The following is a 23,966-nucleotide window of genomic DNA, read 5'->3' on the forward strand; positions in this document are numbered from 1 at the left end:
TATTTGAGAAAAAACTGTTTAGGAATTATTTTTTGAATTCTAAACAGTTTTTTTATTCATGATTGATATGAAAAAAATCGTTTTTATAATAAAATATGTACTTGTTGCAGTATTAGCTTTAAGTACATTCGGATGTGCTACTTACCATCAGTTAAGCGCAAAATATCAGCATGAAGTATTAAGTGGTGAATTTGATGTTGCCATGAAAAGTATTGATAATAATAAGTTTCTTACCAAAGATAGAAATGAGTTGTTATACTGCTTAGAAAAAGGAAAAATAGCCTATTTAAAAGGAGATTATAAACTGAGTAACGAGCTTTTTAACAAGGCAGATTTATTGATTGAAGATCATAAAGTAAGCAAGGTTGGCGAGGCTTTAGCGGTTTTGTCTAACCCAGAAAAAACAACTTATAAAAGTGAAGACTTTGAGAAAGTAGCCATTCATTATTACAAAGCACTGAATTATATTTTTTTAAATTCTTATGATGAAGCTTTGGTTGAAGCCAAAAGAATTAATCTTCAACTTCAGGAAATTAACGATGCTTACCCTGCAGGAAAAAAGAACCGTTATACTACAGATGCTTTTGCACTTAATTTACAAGGTTTGTTGTATGAAGTTACAGGAAATTTAAACGATGCTTTTATATCTTATAGAAATGCTGTTGAACTTTATCAAGAAAATGAAGGAACTTATTTCGGTGTTAATATTCCTACACAGTTAAAAAAAGATTTGATAAACTCCGCACATCGTTTAGGATTTAAGGACGAAGAGTTGAGGTATTCAGAATTATTTCAAATCAAATACGAAGCAAAACCTAATGATTTTAAAGGAGATTTGGTTGTGTTTTGGGAAAGTGGATTGGTTCCATATAAATCACAAACGTATTTTACTTTTACCTCGTTGCCAGGAAATAATAATGGATTTGTAAGTATTGCAAATGAAGAATTAGGAATTAGTTTTCCTGTACCAACAGGTAATCATAATAGTAATGGAGGCTTTTCCGATCTTAATGTTTTTAATATTGCTTTTCCTAAATATGAAGATAGAGCTCCATATTTTACCAACGGTAAAGTTATTTTAAACAATAATGTTTCCGAAGAATATAAATTAGAGTTGGTAGAAGATTATAAAACTATTGCTTTTCAAACATTAAAAGATAGAACTATAAGAGAGATTGGAAAGATTGCCATACGTGTGGCAACCAAAAAACTATCAGAAAACATAGTAAGAAATCAAAATGAGAATTTAGGAGCGGTGTTAGGGTTGATTAATGCTTTAACAGAAAAAACGGATACCAGAAACTGGCAAACCTTACCTAATAAAATATATTATACAAGAATACCATTAAATCAAACTGAGAATAAGGTTAAAGTCCAAGTAAAAACAAACAATGGGGAGACTGTAGCAAAGGAATTTGAGGTAAAACCGTCTGGAAACCTAAATTTCATCAACTATATTACCCCACAAAGTCAAGGCTTTAATTAAAATTAGTTAGTTTTGGAATTAGTTAAGAGAAAATTAAAATATAATGATTACCATAGATATGGAAAAAGAAACTCAATCAATAGACTATAAAACAATGTCTCTAGAAGTTTTGGTTGCTACCTTAAAGAAGTTAATTGATGAAAATCCTATACAGGACATAAAAGAACAAGCAAGTGCTATTAGAGCTTCTTTTTATTATCAATATAATGAGCAGTTGGATAAAGCCAAGGATGCATTTGTACAAGAAGGAGGTAATGAAATAGATTTTGAGTATTCTCAACCTATTCAGACCGAGTTTAAAGATTTATGGAAGTCTTATGTAGAGAAAAAGAACAATCACTATCAAAAAATAGCAAAAGAGCTTACTACTAATTTAGCTAAAAGAGAAGAAATTATATCATCTATAAAAGCTTTAGTAGAAAAAGGTGAGGTATCAAATACTTATAAAGAATTTCAACAATTGGTTTCTGATTGGAAAGAAGTTGGCCCTGTAAGTTCAGATAAATATCAAGAAACTTGGGGAAATTATCACTTGTATGTAGAGCAGTATTATGATTTATTGCACATCAATAATGATTTAAGAGCGATTGATTTTAAACACAATTTAGAAGCTAAAAATCAAATTATAGAAAAAGCTAAAGAATTGTTAGAGCATAGTGATGTTCAGTTTGCTTTTAATGAATTACAGGTTTTACATAAAATTTGGAAGGAAGAAACTGGACCTGTAGCCAAAGAGTTTAGAGAGCCAGTTTGGGAAGAATTTTCAGCTTTATCTAATGCCATTCACGATAAAAGAGCTGTGTTGTTAGAGGAGTTAAGAAATGTTGAAGAGAAAAATTACGAACAAAAATTAGCGAAAATTCAAGAAATTAAAACTTTTGATTTTTCTAAAAATAAAACTTTTGGAGATTGGAAAAAAAGCATAGATGCTTTTGAAGTTTTAAAAGAAGAATTTTTAGCTATTGGTAAAATTCCTAAAAACAAAAACAAAGAAGTTTGGGATGTTTTTAAAGAATCAACAAGAGAATTTAATAGTGCTAAGAACAATTTCTTTAAAGAAATAAAAGCTTCGCAAAACGAGGCAATTGCAAGTAAAAAAGCTTTGATAGAAGAAGCTTTGGCTTGGAAAGATTCTGATGATTTTGAAGCTGCAACAGAGGTTTTTAAAAGAATTCAAGCCGCTTGGAAAAGAGTAGGTTTTGTACCTAGAAAACAAGCAGATATTTTATGGAAAGAGTTTAAAGGAGTTTGCGATGCTTATTTTGATAGACTAAATAATGTTAAAAAAGAAGGTACTGCCGAAGAACAAGAGAACTTAGTTAAAAAAGAAGCTTTTTTAGCAAAATTAGCTGAGGTTGAAATTAATGTAGATTCTTACAAAGATTTGCTTAAAGAGTGGATTGCTTATGGTTTGGTACCATCACAAAAAAATAAAATAGATCAAGATATTTTACATTTGATTACCAAAGAACTTGCTTTACCAAAAGATAAGGTAGAGGCGGAGTTTATAAAATATCAATTAAAGATAGCTTACTTATTAGCAATTGATAGTAAAAAACTATATACGGAGTACGATCAGTTGCGTAAAGAAGTTGATACTGTTACTAAAGATTTAAAGCAGCTAGAAAATAATTTAGGATTCTTTTCTAACAGTAAAAAAGGAAACCCTTTATTTGATACTGTAATGAAGTCTATAGCTACTGAAAAAGAAAAATTAGTCTTGGCTAAAAAGAAAATGAAATATTTAAAATCATTTCAATAAACAATAAAAAAAAAGAGAAGCTATTAGCTTCTCTTTTTTTTTATTGTTTTAATAATTTTTTCCTAATTCTACTTAGCTGTATAGGGGTGATTCCTAAATGCGAAGCAATGTGAAATTGTGGAATTAATTGGTCTATGTTTTTAATGTTTTTTCTTAAAATAAGATAGCGTTCAGTAGCGTTTTTAGAAAGTAAATCAATTAAAGATTCTTCTAACTGTGTGTATTCTCTTTCTACTGTTTTATACATAAATTCCCCAAATTCTGGATATATTTTTCTTAAGGTTGCTAAATCGTCAACACTAATTTCCATTACTACAGCATCAGTCAAAGCTTGACAAGCAATTAATGCTGGAGATTTTTGTATAGCAGATTTTAAAGAACCAGCTAATTGTCCAGGAGCTGCAATAGACTTGTTTATTTCTCTTGAATCAGAACTTGTTTTCATGTAAGTTCTAGTAATACCTTCAATTACAAAAAACAATTTATTGTTTACGTTACCAATTTCGCATAAATGCTCTCCTGATTTATATGATTTTACTTTTGCTAAGTCGAAAAATGCTTTGAGAATTTCTTCGGGTAAGGGGTGTATGTTGTTAATAAATTTTAAAAATGTCTCCATATTTATAAAAAATGTTAAGAAATCTATTCTTAACAAATGTAAATTATTTTAAGTAACAATCCACGAAATCCGTGAATAAATGAAATAAAAAGCCAATGGCAATTAAGTTTGTTTTTTTGTAGAATAACAAAATAATGTAAACAAAAATAGCGATGTAAGAATGTAATGGATGAAATCCAATACTACATCTATTAGGATCAAAAATTGGGCTTGCTAATAAGTGATCAAGATCTATTAACATGGTTGAAATTAATATCAACCAATTTCGTTTCCATTTTTTAGGATTATATACATAGGCAATGAGTCCTGGAAATAAAAAATGTAATCCATAATGGATACAAAATTTAAGTGAGAGCATTGTTGATATTTAAATTTTCTAAATACAAACTAGCATTAGGACCTTCCATAAAAATCAAATCCAAAATACTTAAGTTTTCTAAAAATCCATGTTTGTCGTCAAACATTTGTACATATTTAGGAAAATCAATATTTAATTTCTTTTTAGCTTCAATCCAACTTCTTAAATCTGTTTTGTCTGTATAATCGTTAAAGTATTCGGTAGTTTCAGAAGAAGGTTTTTCTTCTTGTAAAGCATCCATCACAAAAGCATGTACTTTTTGATGTAATTCCCACAAGTATTTATGCTTTGTTGTAAAAATACCTGTTAAATCAGCTTCGTAATATTCGTAAAAAGGCGATGTTCTATACGCAGATTGCAAAGATTTTAAATGCAATTTTTGCCAATCTTCTTCGTAATTTAATTCAACCTCTGTGGTTAACGTTTTTTGTCCTTTGGCTTTGCTTACTGGTACGTTTAAAAGTAGTTTTCCATTAGCACCATATATATAACAGCGCGTTCTATAAGTTTGTTTCACAAAATTATCATGTGTTTCAAACTCAGTAGTTTTTGCCTGTAATATGGCTGCATACTGTGCTATAGGAGCAAAGTATGCAGGTTGTACTAAAAGTTTAGGAATCATATTTATTTTTTTCTTCGTTTGATGACTTCTTTACCAACATAATAAAGTCCTATTGCTACTAAGAAATATACAAAATAAGACTTAGGTTCTCCCTCGCCACCAACGGTAGTAAATAATCTATTCCAACGTATTTTTTTGTTAATAGCCGATTCATTTTGATCTAAACTCATCCAAATAAATACAGGTTTACCAACAACATGATCAAAAGGAGTGTATCCCCAATAACGTGCATCTAAAGAACGCTGACGGTTGTCTCCCATCATCCAAAAATAATCTTGTTTAAAAGTATATTCATTGGTTTTTATTCCGTTGATGTAAATATCTCCATTGCTTTTAATTTCAAAATTATTTTTCTCGTATTCAGAAATAATTCTTTTGTAAAAAGGAAGTGATTTTTTATCTAGAACAACTTTATCTCCTTTGGCAGGAATATAAATTGGTCCGTAATTATCTTGACTCCAAGCATATTGAGGATCGTGAGGAAAAATACTAGGATCATAAACTCCTTTAGGATCTATACTTCTTTTGATAGAAGTTACTTTAGGATCCTTTTGCATCATTAAAGCATGTTCTTTATCTAAATTGATAAAGTACTTTGTTCCTTCTTGATTCATTACAGAAGCTTCAGAAGGATTTACATTGTAACCATGTATAATTTCATCAGCAGTAAAAGGAGCATTGGTTTCTACGTAATAATTAAACTGAGGCTTTGCTCGGTCTGGCAAAACAGTTCTCTCTCCATTAATGTAGATGTATCCGTTTTTAATTTCTAAACTATCACCAGGAACTCCTACACAACGTTTTACATAATTGGTTTTTTTATCAATAGGTTTGTAAGTGAATTTGTCCGAGGTATCTCCCCACATCAACGCTAAAGAATCTGATGGCCAGTTAAAAACAACAATTTCGTTTCTTTTTACTTTTTGTAAACCAGGAAGCCTCATGTATGGAAACTCAATTCCTTCTACATAAGAACGTAATTTAGTTTTAGGAATAGAGTCGTGTACCATTGGTAATGATATAGGACTAATAGGTACTCTTGCCCCGTAGTGGAACTTACTTACAAATAAAAAATCTCCAATAAGTAAAGATTTTTCTAAAGATGAAGTTGGAATAGTAAAAGGTTGCATAATGTACGTGTGTACAAGTGTAGCAGCAACTACAGCAAATGTAATAGAGCTAACCCATTCTCCAGTTTTACTAGGCGGTTTAATACTTCTATTGGCATTGTATTTTAATTGATCAAATACAACATAGTTTAAATAGAAATTATAAAAACCTAAAGATAAAATAGCTAACCAAGTGTCCTTAGTATCAAATTTTCTAAAACTACGAGCAATTTCTACCCAAATCACTGGAAATATTAATAGGTTGATTACAGGAATAAACAAAAGGATTACCCACCATTTAGGTCGGTTAATAATTCCCATTAGCACTATTGCATTGTAAACAGGAATAGCAGCTTCCCACGATTTTCTACCTGCTTTTTGATATAGTTTCCAAGTTCCTGCAAAGTGTAGTACCTGTACTACTATAAAGAATAAAATCCAGCTCATTTTTTTGTTTTTTTATTATAAACCTAATACATCTCTCATAGAAAATACTCCGTGTTTTCCTACTAACCATTCAGCAGCAATAACAGCTCCTAAAGCAAATCCTTGACGGTTATGAGCGGTGTGTTTAATTTCTATACTATCTACTTCAGATGTGTAATCTACCGTGTGAGTTCCAGGAACTTCAGGACTACGAATCGCTTTGATAGGTATGTTTAATTCTTCTGTAGCTTTATCAACTTCCCACCCGTTGTATTTGGTGTGTTCTATAACTCCTTCGGCTAATGTGATAGCTGTTCCACTAGGTTCGTCTAATTTTTGTTTGTGATGAATTTCTTCCATAGTAACATTGTACTGAGATAAGTTTTTCATCATTTTTGCCAAATGTTGATTTAATTCAAAAAAGATATTTACTCCCAAACTATAGTTTGATGCGTAGATAAATCCACCATTTTTTTCGTTACACAAATCCACCATTTTTTGGTAATCTGCCAACCAACCTGTAGTACCAGAAACCACTGGTACATTATTGTTAAAACAGTTTGATATGTTGTTTACAGCAACAGAAGGGATACTAAAATCAATAGCAACATCGGCTAAAGTAATATCGTATTCTTTGGTGTTTTCATCAACAACAACAACAATTTCATGTCCTCTACTAACAGCTATTTTTTCAATAGTCTGTCCCATTTTTCCGTATCCTAATAATGCTATTTTCATTCTTAAAAGTTAAGATTTAAAGATAACCCTAGATAATTGTCATTAGAAACATTGTCTCTCATCAATTTAGGGTCGAATGTTATTTTATCTGATATGTTAAATTGCAACAAATGTGCATCTATACTGGCTTCTAAAATTTGTAAAGCATACAAACCTACAAAAGTTAATAAAGAGGTGTCTCTATTTCTTCTATAAACTTGTTGTGCATTTTCTAAACTCTGGTCAGAATAAAGATTGAAATATATATCTTTTTCGCCAGCAGCTCTTTGTTTAAAAGCTTTTCTTGTTTTGTTATAGGCTTTAGCGTTAATGCTGTAATAATAAAGTGGTGTTATTAAAGCACCGTAAACTATAGGGATTTTCCAATAACGTTTGTTATAGGCTTGACCTAATCCTGGCAAAACAGCAGAGTAAAATGCCGCTTTTGCAGGAGTTAAAGGGTCGTAACTGTCCGTGTCTTCTAAAAAGGCTTGACTGTCTACAGACAATTGACCTTCTTGATCTTGCGAAAAAGAAAATTGTGTCGTAAAAATAAATATGACGATTATGAGTTTGTTACGAATCACCTAAGTTTAATAAAGCTTTAATTTTGTTAAATTCTTCTTCTGATCCAAATGAAATGGCAATTTTCCCTTTTCCTTTGGCATTGGCGCTAATGGCTACTTTTTGCCCAAAGAAACGATTAAATTTATCTTGACTTTCATTTACAAAAGTAGGAGTTGTATTTGAAACGGATTTTTTTGGTTTTTCTTGTTTCATGTCAGCAACCAATGCTTCTGTTTGTCTTACAGATAATCCATCTTTTAAGATTTTTTCGTAAACCTCTAGCTGAGTTAAGGTATTGTCTATGTTAATTAATGCTCTACCATGTCCCATGCTAACAAAACCATCTCTCATTCCTGTTTGAATAATAGGATCTAATTTTAACAAACGTAGGTAATTGGTTACAGTTGATCTTTTTTTACCAACACGACCTCCTAATTCTTCTTGAGTTAGGTTGATTTCATCAATTAAACGTTGATAAGACAAAGCAACTTCAATAGGATCTAAGTTTTTACGTTGAATATTTTCTACCAAGGCCATTTCTAACATCTCTTGGTCGTTAGCCAAACGAATGTATGCAGGAATGGTTTTGTTTCCGATTAACTTAGAAGCTCTAAACCTTCTTTCTCCCGAAACCAATTGGAATTTATCGTCTATTCTACGAACAGTAATAGGTTGTATAACTCCTAAAATCTTAATAGAATCTGCTAATTCTTTTAAAGCTTCTTCGTCAAAATAAGTTCTAGGTTGAAAAGGATTTACTTCAATTTGATTTAAATCTAATTCAATAATATTTCCAATAATTTCGGTCGCTTTTTCATGATTGGCAGAGCGAACAGTCATGTCGTTTTCTTTCAATAATGCAGAAAGGCCTCTACCTAAAGCTTGTTTTTTTGTTGCTTTTGCCATGTGTTTTAATTCTTTGTAATCACTTCGTGAGCAAGGTTAATATAGTTTACAGCCCCTCTACTAGTGGCATCATAAGCTATAATACTTTCTCCATAACTTGGAGCTTCTCCTAAACGAATGTTACGTTGTATAATGGTTTCAAAAACCATATCACTAAAGTGTTTCTTTACTTCTTCTACAACTTGATTTGATAAACGCAAACGAGAATCGTACATAGTTAGTAAAAGTCCTTCAATATCTAAAGAAGGATTGTGTATTTTTTGAACACTTTTAATGGTGTTTAATAATTTTCCTAAACCTTCTAAAGCAAAATATTCACACTGAATTGGAATAATTACAGAGTTTGCAGCGGTTAATGAGTTTAAGGTAATTAAACCTAAAGAAGGAGCACAGTCAATAATAATAAAATCATACAAATCAACAACAGGCTTTAAGGCCTCTTTTAACATGTATTCTCTATTTTCTTTATCTACCAATTCAATTTCTATGGCAACCAAATCAATATGTGCAGGAATAATATCTACATTAGGTGAGTTGGTTGGTACAATAGCTTCGGCAGCTGTACAAGAATGTTCTAAAAGTTCGTAGGTTCCTTTTTCTATACTTTCAATATCAATACCCAAACCAGATGATGCATTGGCTTGAGGGTCAGCATCAATAATCAAAACCTTTTTTTCTAAAACTCCTAAAGAGGCAGCTAAGTTTACTGAGGTAGTTGTTTTACCAACACCTCCTTTTTGATTAGCAATAGCAATAATTTTTCCCATGTAATAGATGCTGTTTATAATGTACGTAAAAGTACAATTATTTGTGAGTTGATGAAAGTTAAGATATCAACAATTAATATTGCGGATGTGGAATAAATAAATGTCATTATTAATTGCCAATGTTTCTTATGAGTGTTTATTTGTTTGGAATATTTTTTAAAATCTCTATTAAAAAACGCCAAAACTTTTGAGTTGAACTAATACTTGCTCTTTCATCAGGGGAGTGAGCTCCACGAATGGTTGGGCCAAAAGAAATCATTTCCATATTTGGGTAATGTTCTCCAATAATACCACATTCCAATCCAGCATGACAAGCATTTACATGAGGCTTGTTGTTAAAAAGACGATGATAAATATTTTCCATAGTCTGTAAAATACTTGCATTTGGGTTGGGCTGCCAACCAGGGTAAGCACCATCTGTTGTTACAGTAAAACCACCTAATTGAAAAGTAGCGGTTAGCTTATTGCTTAAATCTTCTTTTTCACTTTCTATAGAAGAACGTGTTAAACAAGCAATGGTCATATTTCCATTTTCTACTTTAACAGAGGCTAAATTGTTTGATGTTGCAACCAAATCGGTAATATTAGCATCCATGGTATAAACACCATTATGACAAGCGTATAAAGTTTGCAATAAAAGAGTTTGATCTGTACTATTTAATCCCTTTTCTGTTGTGTTTATTTCTTTATTATCTATGGTTAAATTTGGTTCTTTTACCAACCATTCCGTTTTGATAATTTTTGAAATTTCTTTAAACTTTTGTTGAAATAATTCTGTGTTTTGTACAGCAATAATACAAATAGCTTCTCGTGGAATAGCATTTCTTAAGTTTCCCCCTTGTAGAGAAATCAATTGAAAATTCGTGTGTTTTTGAAGCTCAAATAAAACACGGGTTAGTAGTTTGTTGGCATTTCCTAAACCTTTAATAATATCCATTCCAGAATGCCCGCCTTTTAAACCGTTTAATACAATTTGATAATAGGTGTTATTTGGCTTTACAGACGTAGGATGGTAAGATTTTGTAGCAGTTACATCAATTCCTCCAGCACATCCTATAGTAATTTCATCATCTTCTTCGGTATCTAGGTTTAATAAAATATCACCAGAAATAAAGCCAGGTTCTAATTCAAAAGCGCCAGTCATTCCTGTTTCTTCATCTATGGTAAATAGGGCTTCTAATTCAGAATGCTCAATATTTTTATCGGCCAAAATACTCATAATGGCTGCTACTCCTAAACCATTATCGGCACCTAAAGTGGTTCCTTTGGCTTTTACCCAATCACCATCAACAAACATTTCAATTCCTTGAGTATCAAAATCAAAAACAGTATCGTTGTTTTTTTGATGTACCATGTCTAAATGCGATTGTAAAGTCACCTTTTTTCTGTTTTCATATCCAACAGTTGCAGGTTTTTTAATCAATACATTTAGTGCTTTGTCTTGTTTGGTTTCTAGGCCAAGTTTTTGTCCAAAAGAAACCATAAAATCAGAAATGGCTTGTTCTTTTTTAGAAGCTCTTGGAATGGCATTGATTAAATTAAAATGAGCCCAAATTTCTTTGGGCTCTATATGTTGTAATGGGTTATTCATTAGATTTCTATAATTATTTCTGATAATGATTTTCTTACCTTTTTTTCTTTTGCCATAAAATCATCTTTGGCTCTAAAACCTACCGGCAATAAAAGTGCCGATTTTAAATTTTTCTCTTTTAATTTTAACACTTCATCAAATTTAGCTGGGTTAAAACCTTCCATTGGGCAAGAATCAATTTTTTCTAAAGCGCAAACGGTTAATAAATTTCCTAAGGCAATGTAGGTTTGATGGATGAATGTTTTGTGCTTGTCTAATTCTGATTTACTATCAAAATCATTCATTAAAAAATCTCTAAATGGTTTTAAAATTTCATCAGGCGTATTTCTTTTCTTTTTTACGCGATTAAAATATTCTTCTACATTGGCTCCATCAAAATCATTAGGGTAACATAATACCAATAAATGAGAGGCGTCTATTATTTGTTTTTGATTAAAAGCATGAGGCAATAATTGCTCTCTAATTTCTGGAGTTTCTACAATAACCAAACTTAAAGTTTGTAATCCGTAAGAAGTTGCTGTTAAATTAAAAGCTTTCTTGATGGTTTGTAATTGCTCCTTTGATAACTTTTTGGTGTTATCAAATTTTTTGGTTGCATATCGCCATTCTAGGCTTTCAATAATATTCATGTTTTGTGTCTTAATTCCGTTGCAAAAATAAGCTATTTATTTTTTAACTTAACGTTCAAAACTTTAGATTCTAAAATGCTATGAAAGAGTCTTTTTTACATTTGGTTTGGCAACAACAGTTGTTAAACAGTATAGAGTTATGTACTGTAAAGGGAGAAAAATTAAAAATTCACAAAACAGGATTTTTAAATAAATTACAAGGTCCAGATTTTAGCAATGCACTAATTGAAATTGAGGAGCAAAAATGGGCAGGAAATATTGAAGTTCATGTAAAATCTTCTGATTGGTATGCGCATCAACATCAAAAAGATAAAAATTATAACAACGTAATTCTACATGTGGTTTATGAGCATGATGTTGAGGTTTTTGATGAGCACAGCAATGAAATTCCCACTTTAGAGTTAAAAGATTGTATTGTTAAAAATATTTTGAAAAACTACAGAAGTTTGATGGAAGTTCCGCAACAATGGATTTTTTGCGAACATAAACTAAAGAAAATAGATGCTTTTAAAATTAACAATTGGCTAGAACGTGTTTATGTAGAGCGTTTGGAAAGAAAGGTTGATGATGTTGCTAGTGTTTATAAAAAATGCGGTAAAGATTGGGAGGCAACTTTGTTTTTAACTTTGGCAAAATATTTTGGAGGAAACCTAAATGGACAATTGTTTTTAGGAGCTTTTGCTCAGGTAGATTTTTCCGTGATTAGAAAACAAATGGTAAATAAAACCACTCATTCTTTTTTATATGGATTGTTAGGGTTGTTAGAAAGTAATAAAGTAGAAGACGCTTATTATCAAAGTTTACAAAAGGAGTTTGCTTATCAAAAACAAAAATATAGGTTAGATGATTTAAAAAAATTTCAATTGCATTTTTATGGTTGTAGACCTCAAAACTTTCCAACAATTAGACTGGCTCAATTAATTGCTTTTTACGAAGAACATCTTGCTGTATTTGATAAAATTTTAAGCTTAGGCAATAAACTTAATGATTATAAAGATTTGTTTAAGGTTAAGATTGATGATTATTGGCAAGAGCATTATCATTTTGATAAGCCTTCAAAAAAATCGCCTAAACAAATAAGTAAAGGTTTTGTTGATTTGTTATTGATGAATGTGGTGATTCCGGTTTTATTTTTACATGCTAAAACCCAAGGAGAAGATGATTCTTTTTTGTTAGAATTGATGTATGAAATTCCGCCAGAAAAAAACAATATCATCAGTAAGTTTAATCAATTAGGTATTAAAACCAATTCGGCATTGCAAACACAGGCTTTGTTGACCCTTAAAAAAGAATATTGTGACAAAGAGCGTTGTGCCGAATGTACTGTTGGTATTGAGTTGATGAAAAGTTGATAATTATTTATAAATACTCAAAAATCAGTTAATACAATTTAGGAAACTTACTTGGATTTGCCTCATGAAAAATAGCATATACTCTTTCAAAAACATCATCATGTGAAGGTTTAGAAAAATAATCTCCATCACTACCATAGGCAGGTCTGTGCTCTTGGGCAGAAATACAAATAGGTTTGCTATCTAAATATTGATAAGCATTTTGTTCATCTATTACTTTTTGTAAAATATAGGCCGAAGCTCCTCCCGGAACATCTTCATCAATAATTGCTAAGCGGTTAGTTTTAGAAACACTGTAAGAAATATTGTGATCTAAATCAAAAGGCATTAAACTTTGTACATCTACAACTTCTGCATTAATTCCTACTTGAGCCAATTCTTTTTGAGCAACTTCCATCACTATTTTTAAGGTAGAACCATAAGAAACTAAAGTGATGTCTGTTCCTTCTTTAATAGTTTCAGAATATCCAATAGGAGTTAAGTATTCTCCTAAGTTGTTAGGCTTTTCTTCTTTTAAACGGTAACCATTTAAGTTTTCAATTACAATGGCAGGTTCATCAGTTTGTAATAAGGTGTTGTAAAAACCTGCGGCTTTGGTCATGTTTCTTGGAACCAATAAATGCATTCCTCTTAAACAACTTAAAATTAAAGCCATTGGAGAACCAGAATGCCAAATACCTTCTAATCTATGTCCTCTTGTTCTAACAATTAATGGAGCTGTTTGTTTACCGTAAGTTCTGTAACGTAAACAAGCCAAGTCATCACTTAAAGTTTGAACAGCATATAAAATATAATCTAGGTATTGAATTTCGGCAATAGGGCGTAAACCTCTTAAAGCCATTCCAATTCCTTGCCCCATAATAGTTGCTTCTCTAATACCAGTATCTGCAACACGTAATTCTCCAAATTTATCTTGTAAACTTTCTAATCCTTGATTTACATCACCAATTTTACCTGCATCTTCACCAAAAATAAATAGGTTGTCGTGTTTTTTTAATAATGCTTCAAAATTATCACGAATAATAATTCTTGCATCTACAATTTCTTTTTCATTATTATAGGTAGGAGGGACTTCTTGAATACTAGAAGCACCTTTACCAAAATCATTTAATAATTTTGAACTGTATTTTTCTTGAGCAATTGGCAAGTTTTTTTGCAACCATTTTTGCAAGATGGCTTTACTCGGTATGTTTTCTTCACGTATATAACTTAAAACTTTTCTGGCAGTACCATAAATATCTTTACGGTGAACTTCTGCCATGGCTTCAAGTTCGTTTCTAAGTTTTTGAATAAAGTTTTTGTTGATGCTTTCTTCGCAAACTTTATCTAAAATGGTTAAAAGACTATTTTCTTCTACTTTTAAAGGCTTAAGAAAAGCTTGCCACGCAGCTCTTTTAGCAGCAGAAACTTCTTGCTTAGCTCTTTTTTCAATAGCAATTAATTCGTCTTCGTTTTCAACTATTTTTAATATTCTGTCTTCGGTAGATAGATCAAAATCTAAAATCCACTCGCGCATTTTTTTGTTACAATCAAAATCTTTTTCCCATTGTAAACGTTCTTCACTTTTATATCGTTCGTGAGATCCAGAAGTTGAGTGTCCTTGAGGTTGTGTTACTTCAGAAACATGAATCATTACAGGAACATGTTCTTCTCTTGCAATTTGTGATGCTTTGGTGTATGCATCAATCAAACTAGAGTAATCCCAACCTTTTACATTAAAAATTTCTATCCCTTTGTTTTCATCATCTCTTTGAAAACCTTTTAAAACTTCAGAAATATTTTCTTTAGTAGTATGGTGTTTTTGATGAACAGAAATTCCGTATTCATCATCCCAAATACTAGCCACCATTGGAATTTGTAAAACTCCTGCAGCATTTATAGCTTCAAAAAAATGACCTTCACTGGTACTAGCGTTACCGATAGTTCCCCAAGCGACTTCATTTCCTTTTTTACTAAATTTCTCATATCCTTTTTGTACCGAGGCTTCTTGTCTATATAATTTAGATGCATAAGCAAGACCTACTAATCTTGGCATTTGTGCTGCTGTACAAGAAACATCCGAAGCGGTGTTATACTGCTCGGTTAAATTTTTCCACGCTCCATTTTCATCTAAACTATGCGATGCAAAATGTCCTCCCATCTGCCTACCAGCAGCAAAAGGTTCGTGTTTAATATCTGTGTGGGCATATAGTCCAGCAAAGAATTGTTGTGGAGTTAACTCTCCTAAAGCCAACATAAAAGTTTGGTCTCTGTAGTAACCAGAGCGCCAGTCTCCTTTTTCAAAAGCTTTGGCCATGGCTATTTGTGGTAATTCTTTACCATCACCAAAAATTCCAAATTTTGCTTTTCCTGTTAAGACTTCTTTTCTACCTAGCAAACTACATTCGCGACTTAGAACGGCAATGTAATAATCATTTAAAATTTCCTCTCTAAATTGGTTGAATGTAAGTTCTTGCTCGTTTTTTGAATCAACAGTAATAGACATGTTTTTATAGCTGTTTTAGGCCGTAAAGTTAGGTATTTCTACTGGGATAATAAAGCTTAACAAAAAGATAGCGTTTTAGTGATTTAAAACAGCTGCTGTTTAAAGAACTTAATTAGTGGTTGAGCTTTTAAAGTAACTGTAAATCTGATGTTTTTAAAGTACTGGCCGTCTTTGGTTAAAAGTCCTTCTTTGTTGTAGATAGGTAAATAAAATTCTAAAATATCAGGTATAAAGTTTAGTCTTATTCCTCCTTCATAATCAAAAAAAGCAGATTCGTTTTTACTTTTGGATAATGAGATATTGTTAAAGGCTTCTACCCATCTAATAATTCCAATACTAGTGTTGATACTCGTAAGCCATTGGTTAGAAAAACCAGGCTCGTTTTGGGTAACAAATCCTCCTTGAGATCTAATGTATTGTTGGGTTAACAGTCCAGAAGTTTCCGATCTTCCTAAGTAAGGAAGTTCAAATAAATAATCGTTGGCTGTATGTTGATTAAAACTAAAATAATCAGAAGTAGAGGTGTTTCTTAAAAATACTCCTCCATAAAATCTAAATTCAACAGGTCGTTTGGTATTGGTTAAATGTCGATATCTAAAATCGGTAGTTAATTTAGAGAACTTAGTAGCAACCTCGGTGCTAATGTTTAATTTATAATCGTTAATCAGTTGATTTTTTCTGTAATCATAGGCTACTTTTAGTAGTTGATATTTGTCTTCATCTGTTTGTTCTGTACCTTTTGCTACCTCTTTATGAATGCCTAAAAAACGAGCAGTTATTCTATTAGTTCCCAGTGCTCTCATATTTTTTTGTTTAAAATCAATAGAGAAATATGGAGAAAATACATTGTAATTAAGGTCTTTGGTATAGTGGTAATTACTTCCGCTCATTCCAAAACTAACATCAAAAATGTTGGTTTTTTCAGGGTAAACAGTGTAGGAAAAATTAAATCCACCAGTTAAAGTTCCACTAGCGGTACTGTAGGTTGGTTTTAGTTTGTATTCAAAGTTTTTGCGAATAAAGGCTTTGTTTTGAATTCCAACCCCCAAAATAACCCCATCATAAAAATTATAAGCAAACTCCGGATTTAAAAAAACTTGATGTGCATTTGGGTCGTTTAAATCTTTTAAGAGTTTTACTTTTAAAGGACGTTCAAACAATTTTGGTTTGGCATTTTTCCAGTTGTTACGATTGTTAATTTCAGGATAATCGTTTTCATAGTTTAAAATAACCTTATCTAGGTTATCGTTTTTAATGGCAATTTTTTTGGTGTCATCAAATCCATCAGTCCAAGTTTTACTTTTAATTTCATTGTTTTTTAAACCGTAAATAGACACTGGAGTTTTAATACTCCTCTTGTTTTTTAATGTGATATAAACACTATCTTTTTTAAAAGTAGCTTTACTAATTTTATGATCTATTTTTTTATTAGATTCTACCCATTCTTCCATAAACCAAGAAATATCTTTAGTACTATTTTTTTGTAAAATAGTCATCAAATCATTTGGGTCACTGATTTTGTTTAAGTTTTGATGGATGTATTCTTTTATGGCATCTTGTAGAATTTCTTGCCCAATATAGTTTTCTAAAAAAATAAAACTAAGTCCTGCTTTGTATGGAGTGATGACTTTTTTGTTATAATTAGACAAGTCTTTTAAAGGGGTGTCTAAACTTTGGTCTAAGTTTTCTCTAGCCGTAATTTGATGTACTATAGAAAATTTATCGGTGAATTTACTTTTGGCAATATTCATAGATTTTAATCCCCAAATATTTGCCAATCTACCTACTAATTTAGAATCAGGATAGTTTTCTTCAACGTATTTGGTAAACAAATAAACTTCCAATCCTTCGGTAAAACAATAGTATTTATACTTATCGTTTAAAATCATTTGATTGATATATTCAGCACTTAAAGTTTTAAAAAATTTAAGTTCCCAGGTAAATTGTTCCTTGTAAGGATGTAGTATTTTGGGTAAATACTTTAGTTCGTATATTGGGTTTTGATTATAAGTTTCTTTTTCTATAAGAATTTGTTTGTGAGGGAGTTCTCCTAAATGATTTTCTAAAAAGCTAATCATTTGATGCATTTTTTCTTCCTGAATAGTAGTATCAAAATCTTCTGAAACAAAATCGGTAATGACGTTAACTTTATCTGTTTGTACTTTTAAATAAGATTTTAAAAAAGTAATGCTAATATTAGCTTTTACAAAGTTTTTACCTGTTAGTTTGTAGTTTAAAAAATCACTTCCTATTTCTTTTTGTTGATGAAAAGCACTGTGAACTTGATAGCCAATAGGTACTTTAAGTTTGATGTGATAATTGGTAGGAGTGTTGTATTGGTAATTTAAATTGTTGTGAGAATCTAACACCCAATTGTTTTCGTAAGGAGCAGGTGATATGTACCAATCTTGCAAATAGTAATCCATATCTTTTTTACCGCTTCCTGTAAATTTAGCGTTGGGAATTTTAATCACATATTTTAAAGCAATGGTTACGCTGTCTTTTGGTTTAAGTGATTTTTTTAAGTTAACGTAAATTATATCTTTTTGATGATGAGGAGAATGATAGGTAAGGTTTTCTTTTTTTGATTTAATACTGTTGATTTGCGAATATCCTCTGTCCTCATCTTTAGAAAAATAAAAATCAGTCTTGTAATCTTCTAGTAATCTTTTGGCTAAAGGAGTTTCACTGTCCTTGTAACTATTAGCCCAATTTCTTAATACAATTTCGTGTAGGGTATCTTTACTAGTATTGTAATAGGTAATTTTTTGGTTGATGTTTAAAATGTTTTTTTCAGCAAATAATTGAGCATCTATAGCCACTTTGTTGTTTTGGCTGTAAATGCTCAATGTTGTAAATAAAGTAAAAATGCAGAAAAAAAATCTCAACATTAAAAGTTTGGTTTTAAATGATATTTCTCGTAGAATTTGTTTAGGTGATTTACGGCTTCATCAGCGGTATCTACCAATCTAAATAAGTTTAAATCTTCTGGAGAAATGGTTTTGTAGTCTTCTAACAATCGTTCTTTTATCCAGTCCAGTAATCCACTCCAATATGAAGTACCTACGAGAACAATAGGGAAACGTCCAATTTTTTTAGTTTGGATTAAAGTGATGGCCTCAAACAATTCATCTAAAGTTCCAAATCCACCAGGCATAACTATAAATCCTTGAGAATATTTTACAAACATTACTTTTCTAACAAAAAAGTAATCAAAATAAAGGCTTTTGTCTTTATCTATCCAAGGGTTGTTATGTTGTTCAAAAGGTAAGTCTATGTTTAATCCAACAGAAACTCCATTTCCTTTGTTAGCTCCTTTGTTACCAGCTTCCATAATACCTGGTCCACCACCTGTAATTACTCCAAAACCACTTTTGGTTAATTTAAAAGCAACTTCTTCGGCAAGTAAATAATTTTTATCTCCTGGTTTTGTTCTTGCAGATCCAAATATAGATACACAAGGGCCTATTCTTCCTAGTTTTTCGTAACCATCAACAAATTCAGACATAATTTTAAATACTGCCCAAGAGTCGTTAGATTTTATTTCGTTCCAGTCTTTTTGTTCAAATTTATTATAGATTCTTTCGTCTTCTTTTTCCTTCTCGGTCATTCTGTAATATTTTTAATAAGTTAACTCATGTTAAGATACGAAAAATAGTACATGAGTTATAGTTCTTTCTTCAAGAATCGAGCCGTATAGCTTTTTTTATGTTGTGCTATTTCTTCTGGGGTTCCGGTACAAATAATTTTACCTCCACCTTTACCACCTTCGGGACCAATATCAATAATATGATCGGCGAGTTTTATCACATCCATATTGTGCTCTATGACCAATACAGAATTTCCTTTATCTACTAATTTTTGAATCACATTCATTAAAACTCTAATATCTTCAAAATGTAATCCTGTAGTAGGTTCATCTAAAATGTAAAAAGTGTTTCCGGTATCTCTTTTAGATAATTCTGCAGCTAGTTTAATACGTTGTGCTTCTCCACCAGATAGAGTGGTAGATTGCTGTCCAAGGGTAATATAACCCAAACCAACTTCTTTGATGGTTTTAATTTTTCTGTAAATTTTTGGAATATGCTCAAAAAAGGTCACAGCTTCGTTAATGGTCATTTCTAAAATATCAGAAATAGATTTTCCTTTGTAACGAATTTCCAAGGTTTCTCTATTGAATCTTTTTCCCTGACAGGTTTCACATTCTACATGTACATCGGGTAAAAAGTTCATTTCTATCACTCTCATTCCACCACCTTCACAAGTTTCGCATCTACCTCCTTTTACGTTAAAAGAAAAACGACCAGGTTTGTAACCACGAATCATGGCTTCTGGTGTTTTGGCAAATAAACTTCTAATTTCATCAAAAGTTTTGGTGTAGGTTGCTGGGTTAGAACGAGGAGTTCTACCAATAGGAGATTGATCAATATCTATAATTTTATCAATATGCTCTAAACCTTCTATACTTTTATAAGGTTGAGGTTTTTTAACACCGTTGTAAATATGTGCATTTAAAATAGGGTAGAGCGTTCCGTTAATTAAGGTAGATTTTCCGCTACCAGATACTCCTGTAACACAAACCAATTTTCCTAATGGTAAATGAGCGGTTACGTTTTTTAAATTATTACCTGTAGCTCCTTTTAACACCAATTCTTTTCCGTTTCCTTCTCTACGTTTTTTAGGAATTTCAATATTTTTTCTTCCTGTTAGGTAATCAGCCGTTAAGGTTTCTACTTTAGAAAATAAATCATAAGAACCTTGACTTACAATTTGTCCACCATGAACTCCTGCACCAGGACCAATATCGATGACATGATCTGAACGTTCCATAATGTCTTTATCGTGTTCTACAACTAAAACAGAATTTCCTACATCACGTAATTGTTCTAAAGAGTTGATTAGTTTTTCATTATCTCGTTGATGTAATCCAATACTAGGTTCATCTAAAATATAAAGGACTCCAACCAATTGAGAACCTATTTGAGTTGCCAAACGAATACGTTGAGCTTCTCCTCCTGATAAAGATTTTGATGTTCTGTTTAGTGTTAAATAATCTAATCCAACATCTAATAAAAATTGAATTCTAGTTCTTATTTCTTTGGTGATTTCTGCTCCAATGGTTTTTTGCTTGTTGCTTAATTTGGCATCAATTTTAGAAAACCAATCTGCCAATTCTTTAATATCCATTGAGGTTAAATCTCCTAAATCGTAACCATCAATTTTAAAATAAAGAGATTCTTTGCGTAAACGACTTCCGTTACATTCGCTACAAACAACATCATTCATAAAATCTTTAGCCCAACGCTGAATACTTTTAGAGTCTGTGTTTTTATGCTGACTTTCTATAAAAGAAACAATTCCTTCAAAATCTATTTCGTAACTTTTGGTAACACCGGCTACTTTGGCTTTTACTTGTATAAATTCTTTACCACCATTTAGAATAATATCCATGGCTGTTTCTGGAATGTTGGCAATTGGATCTTCTAAACTAAATTGATAAGCATTAGCAATGGTTTGCAGTTGCTTAAAAATCCAAGTGTTTTGTTGTTTTCCTAAAGGAATAATTCCACCCTCTCTAATGGAAATACTATTATCTGGAATTACTTTTTTTAGTTCAATTTCTGCTAAATGTCCCAATCCTTTACATTTAGGACAAGCCCCTTTTGGCGAGTTAAAAGAAAATGAATTTGGTTCAGGCAAAGGGTAAGAAATTCCAGAAGTAGGACACATTAAGGCTCTACTAAAATAACGAGCATTTTTTTCGTTAAACTTCATCACCATTAAAACACCATCACCAGCGTACATGGCAGTTTTTATGGTTTCTTCTAAACGTTTTTCTTGTTCATCATTAATCACTAATCGATCAATCACAATTTCAATATCGTGAGTTTTATAACGGTCTACTTTCATGCCTTTGGTGATGTCTAAAACTTCTCCATCAACACGAACTTTGGTAAAACCTTGCTTGGCAATTTGCTCAAACAATTCACGATAATGACCTTTTCTAGATTTTACTACAGGAGCTAAAATCAACGTTTTTTCACCATCAAAATCTTGCAAAATTAATTCTTTGATTTGCTCATCAGAATAACTCACCATTTTTTCGTTGGTGTTATACGAATAAGCATCGGCAACACGAGCGTATAACAAACGTAAAAAATCGTATATTTCTGTAATGGTTCCTACAGTAGAACGTGGACTTTTGTTGGTGGTTTTTTGTTCTATGGCAATCACAGGAGAAAGTCCATCAATTTTATCAACATCAGGTCTTTCTAATCCACCTAAAAACTGACGAGCATAGGCAGAAAAAGTTTCAATATATCTACGTTGTCCTTCAGCATAAATGGTGTCAAAAGCCAAAGATGATTTTCCACTTCCGCTTAATCCAGTAATAACTACTAGCTTGTCTCGTGGAATTTTAACATCAATATTTTTTAAATTGTGAGCTCTAGCTCCTAAAACTTCTATGTACTCGTTTGTTGCCATGTGTTTTTTTGCAAAAGCACGAAGTTAAGATTTATAGTTTTATGTTCAAGGTTTAAGATTTAAAGTTTAAAAGTTGGTTCTCGATATGCTAACGCTACTCGAACAGACAAAGTTCTCGATACAATTTTATTTCGTTCCACTTCATAAAATCACTCGAACTGACAATGGTTCTCAATACATTAAGATTAATTGTAGTTTATGTCACTTCGAGTAGCGTTTGTTGGAGCGAAGCGGAAACAAACGAAGTATCGAGAAGTATTTTTTAAAGAGAGATTTAGTTTTCTATTCTAAAAGACAAAGTTCTCGATACGCTAATGCTACTCGAACTGACAAGGTTCTCGATACAATTTTATTTCGTTCCACTTCATAAAATCACTCGAACTGACATTGGTTCTCAATACGTTAATATTAATTGTAGTTTTAATGTCACTTCGAGTTGAGTTTGTAGGAGCGAGGCGTAAACAAACGAAGTATCGAGAAGTATTTTAGTTTACAATGTTTCTAAAAGTTAAATTAATTCTAGGGGATTTAATAATAGTGCTAGGAGGTAGTTTGTGTAACCAATTTGTTTGCGTGTCACCTTTCATAATTAATAAACTTCCTTTTTCTAAGACCAAAGAAATTGTTTGTTTGGTGATTTTGTGTTTAAAAGAGAATTTTCTGTCTGCTCCTAAACTAATGGAAGCTATCACTGGTTGGTTGCCTAAAGTTTTTTCGTTGTCTGAATGCCAACCCATGCTTTCATGTCCGTTGTGATATAAATTTAACAAACAAGCGTTAAAAGAAATATCACATTTTTCTTCTGCCAATTTTTTAAGGTTTAAAAGTTCTTTTGTCCATGGTAGCGCTTTTTTAGTAGTGTTAGAATATTTGTATAAAAAATCAGTATCTCCGTATAAAGCTACTTTTCTATCTGTAATAATATGCTTTCCAAAGACGATGGCTTCATCATTTTTCCAATCAATGTTATCTAATAAATCTTGAAAATATTTTTGTGCACTTGCCAAGTTGATGATATTTGGGTAATAAAATACTTCTCCATCAAAAGGTAAAAGATTGGTAGGTGTGGGGTTGAATAAATCCATTTATTGTTCTGTTTTAGCAGCTTCCCAGCCAATGATAGAAGTTTTTCTAGCAGTTCCCCACATATAATTTCCAAAAACACCTGTGGATTGAATCACCCTGTGGCAAGGAATTAAAAAAGCAATGGGATTATTACCAATGGCAGTTCCTACGGCTCTACTAGCTTTTGGTTTTTCTATTTGATTGGCAATATTTCCATAAGTACTTAATTTTCCTAAAGGTATTTTTAACAAAGCTTCCCAAACTTTTAATTGAAAATCAGTTCCTTTAATATGTAGTTGTAATGGTGTTTTACTAGTTAAAGGGTGTTTAAATAAATTGACTGCTTGGTTTTGTAGCGGATGATTTTCGTTTTTATAGATTGCGTTTGGGAGTCTGTGTTTTAAAAGTTGAATATCTTTTTCTAAATCATCTATAAAAGAAATATGGGAAATCCCTTTGTGGGTATTGGCAATTAAAATAGTTCCGAAAACGCTAGGGTAGTCGTGGTAATAAATAGTGAGATTTTGTCCTTGGTTTTTATACTCTCCGGGTGTCATTCCCTCAATATTAATAAATAAGTCATGTAATCTTCCTGTACCAGACAATCCAGTATCTATAGCAGTATCAAATAGGGTTTGTTTAGGTTCTTTTAATAAGTTTTTTGCATGTTGAATGTTTAAATATTGCAAAAACTTTTTTGGACTTACTCCTGCCCATTGGGTAAATGTTTTTTGAAAATGAGAAGGGCTTAGGTTTACCAAATCGGCAATAGTTTCTAAACTTGGTTGTTCATTTTTATGTTGCTCAATAAAAGCAATGGCTTTTTCTATAATTTGATAATTGCTGTTCTTTTCCATTGATATTATAATGAGTTCTTACAAATGTAACTTTCCTTGTGGAATTTAAAAACCCGATTCTTGTTCTCTCCCGAAGTTTCGGGAACAATTTTTTCGTTCCTCAAAAATCACTCGAACTGACAACAGAGATGTTAATGTCACTTCGAGTTGAGTTTGTAGGAG

The 23,966-nt window shown here is 31.6% G+C and carries 19 protein-coding genes; 3 read left to right on the forward strand and 16 right to left on the reverse strand.

The genetic code is table 11. The features are described 5' to 3' along the window. The first annotated feature begins 67 nt into the window (after window positions 1-67). The gene (locus AXE80_RS02075) at window positions 68-1,486 is read left to right on the forward strand and encodes a COG3014 family protein (RefSeq protein ID WP_083194702.1); all 1,419 of its coding nucleotides are present in this window, start codon (window positions 68-70) and stop codon (window positions 1,484-1,486) included. Between the two features lie 43 nt (window positions 1,487-1,529). Further along, complete coding sequence (locus AXE80_RS02080) at window positions 1,530-3,248, forward strand: DUF349 domain-containing protein (protein ID WP_068824250.1); 1,719 nt, start codon at window positions 1,530-1,532, stop codon at window positions 3,246-3,248. A gap of 40 nt (window positions 3,249-3,288) precedes the next feature. Here AXE80_RS02080 and AXE80_RS02085 read toward each other — a convergent pair whose 3' ends face one another. From AXE80_RS02085 to AXE80_RS02125, 10 genes are all read right to left on the reverse strand, one after another. Next, the gene (locus tag AXE80_RS02085) at window positions 3,289-3,867 is read right to left on the reverse strand and encodes a Crp/Fnr family transcriptional regulator (protein WP_068824251.1); all 579 of its coding nucleotides are present in this window, start codon (window positions 3,865-3,867) and stop codon (window positions 3,289-3,291) included. A gap of 43 nt (window positions 3,868-3,910) precedes the next feature. Next, on the reverse strand, window positions 3,911-4,225 hold the full coding sequence (locus tag AXE80_RS14475; RefSeq protein ID WP_083194462.1) for a DUF6122 family protein: 315 nt from the start codon (window positions 4,223-4,225) through the stop codon (window positions 3,911-3,913). Further along, window positions 4,212-4,847, reverse strand: a complete 636-nt coding sequence (locus AXE80_RS02090) for a WbqC family protein (protein WP_068824252.1) — start codon at window positions 4,845-4,847, stop codon at window positions 4,212-4,214. Before AXE80_RS02090 ends, AXE80_RS14475 begins: the two co-directional genes overlap by 14 nt. Before the next feature lie 2 nt (window positions 4,848-4,849). Continuing rightward, a complete protein-coding gene (gene lepB, locus AXE80_RS02095; protein WP_068824253.1) occupies window positions 4,850-6,403 on the reverse strand; it encodes a signal peptidase I in 1,554 nt (517 codons plus the stop codon). A 15-nt stretch (window positions 6,404-6,418) separates the two neighbouring features. Then, entirely contained in the window at window positions 6,419-7,120 is a 702-nt protein-coding gene (dapB, locus tag AXE80_RS02100) for a 4-hydroxy-tetrahydrodipicolinate reductase (protein WP_068824254.1), read from the reverse strand. 2 nt (window positions 7,121-7,122) lie between these two features. Continuing rightward, window positions 7,123-7,686, reverse strand: coding sequence for a DUF5683 domain-containing protein (locus tag AXE80_RS02105; RefSeq protein WP_206208134.1), 564 nt, complete (start codon window positions 7,684-7,686; stop codon window positions 7,123-7,125). Beyond that, window positions 7,676-8,572: a ParB/RepB/Spo0J family partition protein gene (locus AXE80_RS02110; RefSeq protein WP_068824255.1), complete on the reverse strand. Its 897-nt coding sequence runs from the start codon at window positions 8,570-8,572 to the stop codon at window positions 7,676-7,678. The genes AXE80_RS02105 and AXE80_RS02110 overlap by 11 nt, the downstream gene beginning before the upstream one ends. A gap of 5 nt (window positions 8,573-8,577) precedes the next feature. Next, complete coding sequence (locus tag AXE80_RS02115; RefSeq protein ID WP_068824256.1) at window positions 8,578-9,339, reverse strand: ParA family protein; 762 nt, start codon at window positions 9,337-9,339, stop codon at window positions 8,578-8,580. Between the two features lie 136 nt (window positions 9,340-9,475). Next, window positions 9,476-10,930 carry an aminoacyl-histidine dipeptidase gene (locus tag AXE80_RS02120; protein WP_068824257.1) on the reverse strand — a complete coding sequence of 485 codons (1,455 nt, stop codon included), beginning with the start codon at window positions 10,928-10,930 and terminating at the stop codon, window positions 9,476-9,478. Further along, complete coding sequence (locus AXE80_RS02125; protein ID WP_068824258.1) at window positions 10,930-11,559, reverse strand: NAD(P)H-dependent oxidoreductase; 630 nt, start codon at window positions 11,557-11,559, stop codon at window positions 10,930-10,932. Before AXE80_RS02125 ends, AXE80_RS02120 begins: the two co-directional genes overlap by 1 nt. A gap of 80 nt (window positions 11,560-11,639) precedes the next feature. On the opposite strand from AXE80_RS02125, the gene AXE80_RS02130 reads away from it, so the two are divergent. Next, window positions 11,640-12,911 (forward strand): DUF2851 family protein, encoded by a 1,272-nt coding sequence (locus AXE80_RS02130; protein WP_068824259.1) that lies wholly within the window; start codon window positions 11,640-11,642, stop codon window positions 12,909-12,911. A gap of 28 nt (window positions 12,912-12,939) precedes the next feature. Here AXE80_RS02130 and AXE80_RS02135 read toward each other — a convergent pair whose 3' ends face one another. The 6 genes from AXE80_RS02135 to AXE80_RS02160 all read right to left on the reverse strand — a co-directional run bounded on the left by AXE80_RS02135 (window position 12,940) and on the right by AXE80_RS02160 (window position 23,810). After that, on the reverse strand, window positions 12,940-15,396 hold the full coding sequence (locus tag AXE80_RS02135; RefSeq protein WP_068824260.1) for an alpha-ketoacid dehydrogenase subunit alpha/beta: 2,457 nt from the start codon (window positions 15,394-15,396) through the stop codon (window positions 12,940-12,942). Between the two features lie 83 nt (window positions 15,397-15,479). Next, on the reverse strand, window positions 15,480-18,245 hold the full coding sequence (locus AXE80_RS02140) for a M1 family aminopeptidase (protein WP_157359323.1): 2,766 nt from the start codon (window positions 18,243-18,245) through the stop codon (window positions 15,480-15,482). Window positions 18,246-18,286: 41 nt separating this feature from the next. Continuing rightward, on the reverse strand, window positions 18,287-19,006 hold the full coding sequence (locus AXE80_RS02145; protein WP_068824262.1) for an LOG family protein: 720 nt from the start codon (window positions 19,004-19,006) through the stop codon (window positions 18,287-18,289). Between the two features lie 56 nt (window positions 19,007-19,062). Beyond that, window positions 19,063-21,882 carry an excinuclease ABC subunit UvrA gene (gene uvrA, locus AXE80_RS02150; protein ID WP_068824263.1) on the reverse strand — a complete coding sequence of 940 codons (2,820 nt, stop codon included), beginning with the start codon at window positions 21,880-21,882 and terminating at the stop codon, window positions 19,063-19,065. A gap of 485 nt (window positions 21,883-22,367) precedes the next feature. Then, the gene (locus AXE80_RS02155; protein WP_068824264.1) at window positions 22,368-22,967 is read right to left on the reverse strand and encodes an alpha-ketoglutarate-dependent dioxygenase AlkB family protein; all 600 of its coding nucleotides are present in this window, start codon (window positions 22,965-22,967) and stop codon (window positions 22,368-22,370) included. After that, window positions 22,968-23,810, reverse strand: a complete 843-nt coding sequence (locus AXE80_RS02160) for a bifunctional helix-turn-helix domain-containing protein/methylated-DNA--[protein]-cysteine S-methyltransferase (RefSeq protein WP_157359324.1) — start codon at window positions 23,808-23,810, stop codon at window positions 22,968-22,970. It abuts the gene before it with no gap. Window positions 23,811-23,966 lie beyond the last annotated feature (156 nt).

It is taken from the genome of Wenyingzhuangia fucanilytica (assembly GCF_001697185.1).
GTDB lineage: Bacteria > Bacteroidota > Bacteroidia > Flavobacteriales > Flavobacteriaceae > Wenyingzhuangia > Wenyingzhuangia fucanilytica.